Consider the following 13000-nt stretch of genomic DNA (forward strand, 5'->3'; position numbering starts at 1 on the left):
AAAGGGTGTGGAACGAACAGAGGTGTCGGCCTGCGCCGAACGGCGCGCATCCTACACCGGCCCTTCCCTGAGCGTATAGCAGACAGAGAAAAACCGGACGTTAGTCAGCGAAAGACCATCTAAGTTCTTTACTTGTAGCTGGAAGCTTCGAACTTGTCGTCGCGTAGTCCATAATGCGCGCCGGTTTTTGGGGTAATGGTCATGAGCACAGAAGATCCGCGGTTTGCAGGCGTCGCCCGCTTGTATGGCATTGAGGGGCTGGAACGCTTGAAAGCGGCCCATGTGGCGATCGTCGGCGTCGGCGGCGTAGGGTCGTGGGCGGCGGAAGCCATTGCCCGCTGTGGGGTGGGCGAGATTTCGCTGTTTGACCTGGACGATGTCTGCGTCAGCAACAGTAACCGCCAACTGCACGCCCTGGACAGCACGGTGGGCAAGCCCAAGGTCGAAGTGATGGCTGAACGCCTGCGCGGCATCAACCCGGAGTGTACGGTGCATGCCGTGGCCGATTTCGTGACCCGCGACACCATGGCGCAATACATCACGCCCGATATTGACTGCGTGATCGACTGCATCGACGCCGTCAACGCCAAGGCCGCGCTGATTGCCTGGTGCAAGCGCCGCAAGATCCAGATCATCACCACCGGCGGCGCCGGCGGGCAGATTGACCCGACGCTGATCCAGGTCTGCGACCTGAACCGCACCTTCAACGACCCGCTGGCCTCGAAGGTGCGCTCCACCTTGCGCCGTGACTACGGCTTCTCCCGCACCGTGACCCGCCATTACAGCGTGCCGTGCGTGTTTTCTACCGAACAGCTGCGCTATCCCAAGCCGGACGGCAGCATCTGTTTGCAGAAGAGTTTTGTCGGCGATGGCGTGAAGCTGGACTGCGCCGGTGGGTTTGGCGCGGTGATGATGGTGACCGCGACGTTCGGCATGGTCGCGGCGACCAAGGCGGTGGACAAGATTGTGGCCGGGGTGCGCAGGCCTTCCGAGCGGGTCAAGCCCACCTAGATCTCACTGCCGAACATAGATCCAAATGTGGAAGGGGGCTTGCCCCCGATAGCGGTGTATCAGTCAGCTAATTTGTTGCTGATCCAACGCCATCGGGGGCAAGCCCCCTCCCACATAGGTCTTGCATGCGCTGCAGGACGGCATTCAGGCCATTGCTGCGCGACGGTGATAGCTGGCGGGAAAGCCCCAGTTGCGCGAACCAATCCGGCAAATCCACCGCCTGCAACTCCGCCGCCGACAACCCATTGACCCGCGCCAGCAGCAACGCCACCAGCCCACGAATCATTCGCGCCTCGCTGCTGGCGGCGAACTGCCAATGGCCGTCGTGCAAACGCCCGACCAACCACACCAGGCTCTCGCAGCCTTGTACCAGGTTGGCGTCGACCTTCTCGTCATCGGCCAATACCGGCAGCCGCTCGCCCCATTGCATCAGCATTCGCGCGCGTTGCTCCCAGCTGCCGATGGCCTGGAAGGTGTCCAGCGCGGTCTGCGCCTCCAGTGGCAAGCTCATCGCAGCATGTCCAATGCCTGATCCAGCGCTTCAAAAAAACGCTCAAGGTCATCGGAATCGTTGTACAGCGCCAGGGACACGCGGATCGCCCCAGACAGGTTCATCGCCTTTAACAGCGGCATCGCACAGTGATGGCCTGCACGTACGGCAATGCCTTGTTCGGTCAGCAGGTGTGCGAGGTCGGCGTTGTGCACGCCGTCCACCACAAAACTGACCAGCGCCACCTGCGGCGCGCCCAATATGCGCACGCCATTGCGTGCTTTAAGCCCGCGCAGCAAGTAGTCATGCAACGCCGCTTCATGGGCGACTACGGCCTGCTGATCCAGCGAACTCAGGTAATCGAGGCTGGCGCCCAGGCCGATCACGCTGGCAATCGGCGGCGTGCCGGCCTCGAACCCCAACGGTGCGGGGCGAAAGCTGGCGCTGTGGTAGTCGGCCTGTTGCACCATCTCGCCACCAAACTGCCAGTGGCGCAGGTGGTGCAGGGCTTCGTTGCGGCCAAACAGCACACCGACGCCGTCCGGGCCGTAGAGTTTGTGGCTGGAAAATACATAGAAATCGCAGCCCAGTGCCTGCACATCGTGGCGGCCGTGGACGATGCCTTGGGCGCCATCCACCACTGTCAGCGCGCCGTGTGCCTTGGCGAGTGCCAGCAAGGCCTCCAGCGGTTGCCAGGCGCCAAGCACGTTGGACAACTGGCTCACGGCCAGCAACCGCGTGCGCGGGCCAATCACCTCGGCGGCGGCTTGCAGGTCGATCACGCCATCATCACCCAGTGGCAATACCTGCAGGGTCAGTGCGCGACGTTTGGCCAGTTGCTGCCAGGGCAGCAGGTTGGCGTGGTGTTCCAGGGCGCTGATGACAATCTCATCGCCCGCATTGAATAAGTGCTCAAGGCCATAGGCCAGGAGGTTCAGCGCTGAGGTCGCGCCGTGGGTAAACACGATTTGCCCGCTGTCACCTGCATTCAACCACTGCGCGACCTTGCTGCGACTGTCCTCGAAGGCCTGGGTCGCATGGGCGCCGGGCAGATGCTGGGCACGGTGCACATTGGCTGCGCCATTGGCGTAGTAATGGCTGATCGCATCCAGCAAGGCTTGAGGTTTTTGTGTGGTGGCGGCGTTGTCCAGGTAGGTCTGGTCTTGCCGCTGCAGGGTGGCGATGGCCGGAAAGTCAGCGCGCCAAGGGGAGGGCACAAGCATGGTGATCAAGACTCGTATAAGCGGGCCGGCCCCGGAAGGCACGACCCGCTAGTGGCATCGAGTGGCTGCTTAGTTGTGAGCGTGCAGCGCTTCGTTCAGTTCAATGGCCGATTTGTGGGTTTTGCACTCCACGGCACCGGTCTCGGAGTTACGGCGGAACAGCAGGTCCGGTTGGCCGGCCAGTTCACGCGCCTTGACCACTTTGACCAGTTGGTTCTTCTCGTCCAGCAGCGCAACCTTGGTCCCGGCGGTGACGTACAGGCCCGATTCCACGGTGTTGCGGTCGCCCAGCGGGATGCCGATACCGGCGTTGGCGCCGATCAGGCAGCCTTCGCCAACCTTGATCACGATGTTGCCGCCGCCCGACAGGGTGCCCATGGTGGAGCAACCGCCGCCCAGGTCCGAGCCCTTGCCCACGAATACGCCAGCCGATACACGGCCTTCGATCATGCCCGGGCCTTCGGTGCCGGCGTTGAAGTTGACGAAACCTTCGTGCATCACGGTGGTGCCTTCGCCCACGTAGGCACCCAGGCGCAGGCGTGCGGCATCAGCGATACGTACGCCGGCCGGTACCACGTAGTCGGTCATTTTCGGGAACTTGTCCACCGAGAACACTTCCAGCAGCTCGCCACGCAGGCGCGCTTCCAGCTGGCGCTCGGCCAGTTCGCTGATGTCAATCGCGCCCTGGCTGGTCCAGGCCACGTTCGGCAACTGCGGGAACACACCGGCCAGGCTCAGGCCGTGCGGCTTGACCAGGCGATGGGACAGCAGGTGCAGCTTGAGGTAGGCCTCAGGCGTTGAGGTCAGTGCGGCGTCTTCGGCCAGCAGGGTGGCGACCAGCGGTGTGTGGCTTTCCGCCAGGCGGCTCAGCAGGGCGGCTTGCGCAGCGTCGACACCTTTGAGTGCGTCAGCCAGTTGCAGGGCCTGGGTCACGGTGAAGGTGATCGCCTGGTTACCTTCGGTGTAACCGAGGATCGGCGCGATGGCGGCGACGATTTCAGCCGACGGGTTGAGCAACGGTTGTGCGTAAAACACTTCCAGCCAAGCACCTTGGCGGTTCTGAGTGCCGACGCCGAAGCCCAGGCTGAACAGGGAATTGGACATGCTGTTACCTCTACAAAAATGGAATGGCAGGCCTACTTGAGGGCCGCCGAATAACTATCTGGCTTGAAGCCAATCAGGGTTCTGTCACCGAGATCAAGCACTGGGCGCTTGATCATCGAAGGTTGTGCGAGCATCAATTCAATGGCTTTCGACTGATCGAGATCGGCTTTGCGTTCGTCTTCGAGTTTGCGAAAGGTGGTGCCCGCACGGTTCAAAACCACCTGCCAACCGTGCTCGTTGCACCATTGGGTCAAGTGTTCGCGGTCGATACCGGCCGTTTTGTAGTCGTGGAACTCATAGCTCACGCCGTGCTCATCGAGCCAAGTGCGCGCCTTTTTCATGGTGTCGCAGGCTTTGATGCCGAAAAGGTGCAACGTTTTGCTTGAAGCGGTCAAGGAATTGCCCCCTTTTGGACAAATGGAAAATGAAAGATCACGGATTATGCCACGACCAGCGGCTTTGGGTGCCGCTGGTAAGCACTGTGCGACTTTTGTGCAAAAGTCAGCGCACGGCACAGGCGAGTAACATAGCTGGGTAATATGGCTGGGTAATATGGCACTTCAAAGTTCAGTTGTTGCCTGATGTGTGTCGTTGCAAGTCGATTGTCCGGGAAACCCGCTTTATGCAAACCGCCTACACCGTTCTAATCCTGCTGATGCTGGTCAGCGTTTCGCGTCTTGTCGGGCGTGTCATTCCCCTGCCGTTACCCTTGGTGCAGATCGCCGCCGGTGCCCTGCTGGCCTGGCCTACGCTGGGGCTGCATGTGGCGTTGGACCCTGAGTTGTTTCTGTTTCTATTCCTGCCGCCGCTGTTGTTCTCCGATGGCTGGCGCATGCCCAAGCGCGAGTTATGGAAACTGCGCGGGCCGATCCTGACGTTGGCGGTCGGGCTGGTGCTGTTCACCGTAGTGGGCGCCGGCTACTTCATTCATTGGATATTGCCTACGATCCCGCTGCCGGTCGCCTTCGCCCTTGCCGCCGTGTTGTCGCCGACGGATGCCGTGGCGGTGTCGGCCATTTCCCAGAACCGTTTGCCCACGCCGTTGATGCACATGCTTCAAGGTGAAGCCTTGATGAACGATGCTTCGGGTCTGGTGACCTTCAAGTTCGCTCTGGCAGCGGCGTTGACCGGGGTGTTTTCCCTGGCAGATGCCAGCCTGACCTTCGTACTGGTGGCCGTGGGTGGCCTGGCGGTGGGGGTGGCACTGAGTTGGCTGGTGGGCCGCTTGCGTGCCTGGATGATCGCGCGGGGCTGGGACGACCCGGCGACCCACGTGGTGTTCATGTTGCTGTTGCCGTTCGCCGCGTATGTGCTGGCTGAGCGCCTGGGGGTGTCGGGTATTCTGTCGGCGGTGGCCGCGGGCATGATGCAGAGCTGGCTCGACCTGCTGCCACGCCAGACCAGCACGCGCTTGCTCAACCGCAGCGTCTGGTCGCTGCTGGAGTTTGCCTTCAATGGCCTGATCTTCCTGCTGCTGGGCCTGCAACTGCCGGACATCATCAAGGCGGTGGTCAGCCAAGAGCCGACACTGTGGCCAACCCTGTTGTATCGCTGCCTGGATGTGATCGCGATCTTCCTGGTGCTGGTGGTGTTGCGCTTTATCTGGGTGCAGAGCATCTGGCGGCTGTCGGGCCTATTACGTCGAATCCGTGGGAAAAGTGAGCTGACAATGGTGCCAACCGCGCGCTCCTGCTGGCTGTTGACCGTTGGCGGTGTGCGCGGTGCCGTGACCCTGGCCGGTGTGATGTCGGTGCCTTTACTGCTGGCGCCGGGTCAGGACTTTCCCGAGCGTGACCTGCTGATCTTCATCGCCGCCGGGGTGATTCTGCTGTCGTTGATTGCCGCCTGCATCGCGCTGCCGTTGTTGTTGCGTGGCATCGAAAAAAGTCCGGATGAGAAGCGCCACAATGAAGTGCGCGAGGCCTGGAAAAAGACCGCCGTGGCGGCCATCCATGCCCTTGAGGCCGAGGAGCCCGCAGAGGCCGAAACCCCGGACGCCGCCCAAGCCGCGCTGGCCGCCGAACTGAAGGCGCGGTTGATGTCGGAATATCGCCATCAACTGGACGTGTTCAACGACTCCGCCGAAGCCCAGGCCCTGGCGCAGCAGATGGACTTGCTTGAGCGTAAGTTGCGCCTCAAGGCATTGCGTGCGCAGCGGTTGGAGTTGTATAGCCTGAGCCGTCATCACCAGATTGGTGATGACGTGTTGAGGGAAGTGTTGGCGGAGTTGGATATGAGTGAGGCGAACCTGGGCACTCTGAAATAAGTTACAGCGCAGGCTATAGCCTCATGGCGTTGTCATTAACGAGATAAAGCCGGGCGGTCATATTTAATGCGCAGTAGCAAGAGTTATCAGGATGCTGGTGTTTCAAGTGTGGGCGGATAAAGTGATCTCATGAACGCTTTGTCGCCCTCTGAGAGTTCTACAGGAAGGGGCACACCGATGTTGTCCGTTGTTAGCTCGGAGTCGACCGAATAGTGCATGATTGACTTCTGGTCATAAGCTGAATAGATAGTAGTGTTGCGATCAAATACCGTTAGAATATTAAATTTGGTTTCAGCTTCATTGATTCCCAAGAGTTCAGTTGCATCGAGTAGTTCCTTCTTGTTCCAGTGGATAGTGTTATCCGGGTGTTGGTGTTCATGTTCTAAGCCGAGCGCGTGTCCGAACTCGTGGCGTATTGAATGGTTGAGGGCTTGCGCCGTTTTGTCAACTAGGTCGATGTGCATAGTAGGTTGGTCTATCGGGCGATTTCTAGCCTGTGTACCTATGACTGACTGGTTTCCGGAGCCATCTCCTCTTCCGGATATCCTGATGTCGCCATCAGGGGTCGCAATAAAGTTGAATTTCAAGTTTGTATGAGGCTGCCAGAGCTTTATTCTTTCCTTGATATAGTCTTTTGCTTTATCCGACATGTTGAATAAAGAAATATTCAGCGTTGCGTTTTGTGGCCACAAATACTGGGGGCTGGCGATGCCGCGTGTTGGCCTGATTGAAACCGGTGGTGTTATTTCGGAATTGAATGGCGGGGCGTAGGCCTGTGGGGCGAACGCGGGAATAGTGGTCATGCATATTTCCAAGGAGGCGTAAGTAAAGTACTAATTGAATTAGTAAGCGGCCCCTTGTGTGGTTGTTTATAAGATTTGAGTTCCATTGGCGTCGAGTGAAAAAGCCCGCTATAACGCCTGTGAGTCGTGCACCCTATTGCGGGGTGCACGCTTGTATTCTGTTATCGGTTGCGTGTGATAAACGCCCGAATCCGTTCAGCCGCTTCCACGCACTCGGCTAATGGCGCAACCAGCGCCAGGCGCACGCGGCCTGCGCCGGGGTTGACGCCATCCACCTCGCGCGACAGGTACGAACCCGGCACCACGGTCACGTGCTCTTCCACGAACAGGTCGCGGCAGAAGGCGGCATCGTCGCCCTTCACATTTGGCCACAGGTAGAAGCCGCCGTCCGGGGCTTGTACATCCAGCACCGGCTTGAGAATCGCCAGCACCGCGTCGAATTTCTCGCGATACAGGTCACGGTTGGCCAGCACGTGGGCCTCATCCTGCCAGGCGGCAATGCTGGCCAGTTGGGTTTGCACTGGCATTGCGCAGCCGTGGTAGGTGCGATACAGCAGGAAGCCTTTGAGGATATCTGCGTCGCCGGCGACGAAGCCGGAACGCAGGCCTGGCAGGTTGGAGCGCTTGGACAGGCTGTGGAACACCACGCAACGCTTGAAGTCCTCGCGGCCCAGTTCGACGCAGGCGCTAAGCAGGCCCGGCGGCGGGGTTTGCTCGTCAAAATAGAGTTCGCTGTAGCACTCGTCGGCGGCGATCACGAAGTCGTATTCGTCGGCCAGGGCGATGAGTTTTTTCAGGGTGTCAACCGGGATCAGCGCGCCGGTCGGGTTGCCAGGCGAGCACAGGAACAGGATCTGGCAGCGTTTCCAGATATCCGGCGCCACGGCGTCGAAGTCCGGGTTGAAGCCGTTTTCATCCAGGCACGGCAGGTAGTGCGGCTTGGCCCCGGCCAGGAACGCGGCGCCTTCGTAGATCTGGTAGAACGGGTTGGGGCTGACCACCAGGGCGTCGTCGCCGCGATTGACCACGGTTTGGGTAAAGGCGAACAGCGCCTCACGGGTGCCGTTGACCGGCAGGATATTGCGCGCCGGGTCGAGCCAGCCCTTGGGCACGTTGAAACGGCGTTCGCACCAGGCGCCGATGGCCTCGCGTAGGGCCGGGATGCCCAGGGTGGTCGGGTATACGGCCATCTGGTCGAGGTTATTGCTCAGCGCTTCGGCGACGAACGTCGGCGATTTGTGCTTGGGTTCGCCGATGGACAATGCAATCGGGCGTTTGTCCGGGTTGGGCGTAACGCTGCCGAGCAGGGCGCGCAGTTTCTCAAACGGGTAGGGCTGCAGCTGGTTCAGGGCGTTGTTCATCGCAAATCTCGCTCAATTCGTATGTAGGCACGCGGTCTGCCGGGCAAAAAAAATCCAATCTGGGAGGGGGGCTTGCTCCCGATGGCGGTCGATCAGAGACACAATAATTGGCTGACCCGCCGCAATCGGGGGCAAGCCCCCTCCCACATAAGCTCCACTCAAATGGTCAGGCGCGTCAGCTCGGGTTCCTGGCTCACGCTCAACTGCTGCACGATGGCTTCCTGCAGGCGGCGGCACAGTTCCGGGTCGGACAGCGGCTGGTTGTCGGCGTCGGTAATGAAGAACACGTCTTCCACCCGTTCGCCGAGGGTCGCAATTTTGGCGTTCTGTAGCGACAGGTCGAACTCCAGAAAAATCCCGCCGATGCGTGCCAGCAAGCCTGGGCGGTCCGGTGCGCTGAGCTCCAGCACGGTGACTGGGCGCTGGGCGTCGTTGGAGATGGTCACCTGGGGCGCGAAGGCAAAGTGCTTGAGCTGGCGCGGCACCCGACGCTGGATGATGGTCGGGTAGTCGTCCGGGTTGCGCAAGGCTTCGGTCAGGCCCTCGCGGATCTTTTTCACCCGCACCGGGTTATCGCCGATGGACTCGCCTTCGGTGTCGAGCACGATGTAGGTGTCGAGGGTGAACTGGCTGCTGGAGGTGATTACGCGGGCGTCATGGATGTTGAGGTTGAGCTGGTCCATGGCGGCCACGGTCACGGCAAAGAAGTCGTGCTGGTCGGGGGCGTAGATGAAGATCTGCGTGCCGCCCTCGAATTCGCGCTGGGTGGTTTCCTTGATCAGCACCAATGGCCCGCCATCGGCCGGCTGCTGCAGGATCGCGTCACTGTGCCAGGCCACGTCGCCGGCGGTGTGGCGCAGGAAGTAATCGTCACCGAGTTGCGACCACAGTTGCTCGACGTCATCCGGGTCGTTGCCGCCGCGCACCAGGATATCCAGGGCTGCGCTTTGGGTGCGGCGGATCTGTTCTTCGCGGTCTACCGGGTTTTCCAGGCCGCGGCGCAACGCGCGCTTGGTTTCGGTGTAGAGCTGGCGCAACAGGCTGGCGCGCCAGGAATTCCACAGGGTCGGGTTGGTGGCGTTGATGTCGGAGACGGTCAGCACGTACAGGTAGTCGAGGCGGGTTTCATCGCCGACGATGCCGGCGAAGTCGTGGATCACCTGCGGGTCGGACAAGTCCTTGCGCTGCGCGGTGGTCGACATCACCAAGTGGTTCTGCACCAGCCAGACAATCAGGCGGCTGTCCCACAGCGGCAACTGGTGGCGCTGGCAGAAAGCCTCGGCATCCACGGCGCCGACTTCGGAGTGGTCGCCGTGCCGGCCTTTGCCGATGTCGTGGTACAGGCCGGCCAGGTAGATCAGCTCCGGCTTGGGCAACTTGGCCATCAGCTTGCTGGCCAGCGGGAATTTCTCTGACACCTGGGTGTACTGCAACTTACGCAGGTGCTTGATCAGGTTCAGGGTGTGGGCGTCCACGGTATAGATGTGGAACAGGTCATGCTGCATCTGCCCGACAATAAAGCCGAACTCCGGCAGGTAGCGCCCGAGGATGCCGTAGCGGTTCATGCGCCGCAGGTTGCGGTGGATGCCGATCTTGCACTTGAACAGCTCGATAAACAGGCTGGTGTTGCGGATATCGTTGCGAAAATCATCGTCGATCAAGTGACGGTTTTCCCGCAGCAGACGGATGGTATCGGCGCGCACGCCTTTGATTTCCGGCTGCTGGGCCATCAGCACGAAGATTTCCAGCATGGCAAACGGGGTGCGGCGGAACACGTTGTCGTTACGCGCTTCGATATAGCCGTCGTGCAGCTGGAAGCGCGCATTGATCGGCTGCGGCGGCGCTTCGTCTTCGGGGGCCAGGATCACTTCTTCGAAGTGCTGGATGATCAGGTCGCTGAGCTGGGCAATGCTCATGACCACTCGGTAATACTGCTGCATGAAGCTTTCGATGCTGGTCTTCGCGTCTTCGCCTTCAAAGCCCAGCAGGGTGGCGATGGAGCGCTGGTGGTCGAACAGCAGGCGGTCTTCGGAGCGCCCGGCGAGCATATGCAGGGCGTAGCGCACCTTCCACAGGAACTCCTGGGACGAGGCCAGCAAGGCGTTTTCGCTCTCCACCAGGAAACCTTCGCCGGCCAAGGCGCGCAGGTTCAGGGTGCCGTACTGGCGCCGGGCAACCCACAAGATCGTCTGGATATCCCGCAGCCCGCCCGGCGAGCCTTTGACGTTGGGTTCCAGGTTGTATTCGGTGTCGTTGTACTTGTGGTGGCGAGCCTTCTGCTCGGCGCGCTTGGCCAGGAAAAACTCCTTGCTCGGCCACATATGTGCGGTGCTGGTGACTTCGAGCATGCGCTGGCGCAGGCGCTCGGGGCCGGCGATGGTACGGCTTTCCATGAGGTTGGTGATCACGGTGAGGTCGGCGCGGGCCTCCTCGGCGCATTCGTCCACCGAGCGCACGCTTTGGCCGACTTCCAGGCCGATGTCCCACAGCAGCGTCAGAAAACGCTCGATGGAGTCGCGAAAAATCTCATGATCGGCGCTGTCCAGCAGGATCAACAGGTCGATGTCGGAGTAGGGGTGCAGCTCGCCGCGCCCGTAGCCACCGACCGCCACCAGGGCGATATCGGCGTCTTCGCTCCAACTGAACTGTTCCCAGGCCTTTTGCAGGATGTTATCGACGAACCAGGCGCGGTCCTCGATCAGCCGGCGGATATCCCGGCCGCTGCGAAAGCGCTCATCGAGCACCTCGCGGGCCTGGCGGATCGCCTTCTTGAAAGCGGCGATGGGGCTCGCCTTCAGGGCCAGTTCGGCCTGGAACTGGCCACGGTCGAAGAGTTCGGGATCCACCTGGGGCATCGATCGGCTTTCCTTTCTATCTATCAGTCAGTCACAACACAGTTTGGGAAAACCTTGGTAACCCTTTTATTACGCCGAAATACGTGGAATCGTGTCGTCGGCGCGCAGGGTGAAGATCTCGTAGCCGGTGTCGGTGACCAGCAGGGTGTGTTCCCATTGGGCCGAGAGCTTGCGGTCCTTGGTGATGGCGGTCCAGCCGTCGCCCAGCACCTTGGTGTCGGCCTTGCCCTGGTTAATCATCGGCTCGATGGTGAAGGTCATGCCAGCCTTGAGCTCCATGCCGGTGCCGGCGCGGCCGTAGTGCAGGATCTGCGGTTCTTCGTGGAAGACCGTGCCGATGCCGTGGCCGCAGAATTCACGCACTACCGAGAAGCCATTCTTTTCGGCGTGCTTCTGGATCACTTCACCGATGTCGCCCAGGCGGCAGCCGGGTTTGACGATCTCGATGGCCTTGTACATGCATTCCTGGGTGACCTGGGACAAACGCTCGGCCCAGACCGGCACGGTGCCGACGTGGAACATGCGGCTGGTGTCGCCGAAGTAGCCGTCCTTGATCACGGTAACGTCGATGTTCAGGGTGTCGCCGTCCTTCAACGGCTTGTCGCCTGGAATCCCGTGGCAAACCACGTGGTTGACCGAGGTGCAGATCGACTTGGGGAAGCCTTTGTAGTTCAGTGGCGCAGGGATGGCCTTTTGCACGTCGACGATATAGTCGTGGCAGATCTGGTTGAGTGTTTCGGTGGTGACGCCGGGCTTGACGTGTTCGGCGATCATTTCCAGCACGTCGGCAGCCAGTTTGCCGGCAATGCGCATGCCGGCGATGTCTTCGGCGGTTTTCAAACTAACGGTCATACAGGCTCTCTCTAGCGCGACGCGCTGAAATCAATACGGTTTACGGGCGTGCGACAAAAGGTTACAGAATTCGCACAAGCCTCAGAAAACGCGATTCTATCAGACGATGGGGGCAAGTCATGAGCGTCTGATCATCGCTTCTATCTATGGGGGGGTTATGTTGATGAGTGCATATCCGTTGTTGTGGTAACGGCTGAGTATGGTTCCGCTCTTACAGCGGGTCACTTTTGGAAAGACCCAAAAGTAACCAAAAGGTCTTCGCCCCATCACTCGGCACCTCGCCTCCGGCTCGGTGTGCCCTCACTCCGGCTTTGGACCGTGGGCCGCCGCGATGGGCCATCCATGGCCCAGCGCGGCTAACCCGGCGTCCTGCCGGGTTGCCCACGCTCCAAAGCCTGCGTTCGGCCAGCGTGATTGACGGGGCGCCTTAAATCAAAATCAAAAGCCAAAGCAGATCAAGAGCAGAGCACGGCGGCCTGAAAGTCGACCTGAGTGGTTGGATCAAGGGCAGATACCTTTACTGGCTTTCCGGCGATGCAGGCGCCTTGGTCGATCAGGAACAAACAGTCGAGGCGATCGCAGGCAAGCCAGCGGCTACAGAAAAACGCTCTGGATCTGCTTTGCCTCTCGCTCTGCCTGCGCTCTCGATCTGCTTCAACCACTCAGGTCGGCTTCCAGGCCGCCGTGCTGTAGATGTTGATCTTGATCTTGATCTAGGCGCCCCATCAACCACGCTGGCCGCACGCGGGTTTGAATTCGTGGGTAACCTGGCAGGACGCCAGGTTAGCCGCGATGGGCCAAGGATGGCCCATCGCGGCGGCCCACGAATTCAAGCCTGCGTGCGGGCATACCGAGCCGGAGGCGAGGTACCGAGTGGTGGGGCAAGAGCCCTTTTGGTTACTTTTGGGGCTCCTTTCCAAAAGTGACCCGCCGTAAGGGCGGAACCCATAGCCGCCATCACCCCACCAACGCATATACCCCCCCAGCAGACCAGCGAGGCCCAACTGAAGCCCCTATAAACCGGAGCTTCTCGCC

10 protein-coding genes are annotated in these 13000 nt (G+C 60.5%); 2 read left to right on the forward strand and 8 right to left on the reverse strand.

From position 1 onward, the window contains the following. Positions 1-201 precede the first annotated feature (201 nt). On the forward strand, positions 202-1011 hold the full coding sequence (tcdA, locus tag CXQ82_RS06525; protein ID WP_371917338.1) for a tRNA cyclic N6-threonylcarbamoyladenosine(37) synthase TcdA: 810 nt from the start codon (positions 202-204) through the stop codon (positions 1009-1011). Positions 1012-1078: 67 nt separating this feature from the next. Here tcdA and CXQ82_RS06530 read toward each other — a convergent pair whose 3' ends face one another. From CXQ82_RS06530 to CXQ82_RS06545, 4 genes are all read right to left on the reverse strand, one after another. Next, positions 1079-1522 (reverse strand): SufE family protein, encoded by a 444-nt coding sequence (locus CXQ82_RS06530; RefSeq protein WP_101267235.1) that lies wholly within the window; start codon positions 1520-1522, stop codon positions 1079-1081. Further along, positions 1519-2724, reverse strand: coding sequence for an aminotransferase class V-fold PLP-dependent enzyme (locus CXQ82_RS06535; protein WP_101267237.1), 1206 nt, complete (start codon positions 2722-2724; stop codon positions 1519-1521). The genes CXQ82_RS06530 and CXQ82_RS06535 overlap by 4 nt, the downstream gene beginning before the upstream one ends. 69 nt (positions 2725-2793) lie before the next feature. Then, positions 2794-3828 carry a 2,3,4,5-tetrahydropyridine-2,6-dicarboxylate N-succinyltransferase gene (dapD, locus tag CXQ82_RS06540; protein WP_101267240.1) on the reverse strand — a complete coding sequence of 345 codons (1035 nt, stop codon included), beginning with the start codon at positions 3826-3828 and terminating at the stop codon, positions 2794-2796. 32 nt (positions 3829-3860) lie between these two features. After that, positions 3861-4169, reverse strand: a complete 309-nt coding sequence (locus CXQ82_RS06545; protein WP_229999207.1) for an arsenate reductase — start codon at positions 4167-4169, stop codon at positions 3861-3863. A 281-nt stretch (positions 4170-4450) separates the two neighbouring features. Here CXQ82_RS06545 and CXQ82_RS06550 point away from each other — a divergent pair, with 281 nt between their 5' ends. Beyond that, on the forward strand, positions 4451-6094 hold the full coding sequence (locus CXQ82_RS06550; protein ID WP_101267242.1) for a Na+/H+ antiporter: 1644 nt from the start codon (positions 4451-4453) through the stop codon (positions 6092-6094). 86 nt (positions 6095-6180) lie between these two features. Here CXQ82_RS06550 and CXQ82_RS06555 read toward each other — a convergent pair whose 3' ends face one another. The 4 genes from CXQ82_RS06555 to map all read right to left on the reverse strand — a co-directional run bounded on the left by CXQ82_RS06555 (position 6181) and on the right by map (position 11965). After that, positions 6181-6897 (reverse strand): M12 family metallopeptidase, encoded by a 717-nt coding sequence (locus CXQ82_RS06555; RefSeq protein WP_101267245.1) that lies wholly within the window; start codon positions 6895-6897, stop codon positions 6181-6183. A gap of 161 nt (positions 6898-7058) precedes the next feature. Beyond that, positions 7059-8258, reverse strand: a complete 1200-nt coding sequence (gene dapC, locus CXQ82_RS06560; RefSeq protein WP_101267247.1) for a succinyldiaminopimelate transaminase — start codon at positions 8256-8258, stop codon at positions 7059-7061. 158 nt (positions 8259-8416) lie between these two features. After that, on the reverse strand, positions 8417-11113 hold the full coding sequence (locus tag CXQ82_RS06565; RefSeq protein ID WP_101267250.1) for a [protein-PII] uridylyltransferase: 2697 nt from the start codon (positions 11111-11113) through the stop codon (positions 8417-8419). A gap of 69 nt (positions 11114-11182) precedes the next feature. Next, on the reverse strand, positions 11183-11965 hold the full coding sequence (gene map, locus CXQ82_RS06570) for a type I methionyl aminopeptidase (RefSeq protein WP_101267253.1): 783 nt from the start codon (positions 11963-11965) through the stop codon (positions 11183-11185). Between the last annotated feature and the right edge of the window lie 1035 nt (positions 11966-13000).

This window comes from Pseudomonas sp. S09G 359 (genome assembly GCF_002843605.1).
Taxonomy (GTDB): Bacteria; Pseudomonadota; Gammaproteobacteria; order Pseudomonadales; family Pseudomonadaceae; genus Aquipseudomonas.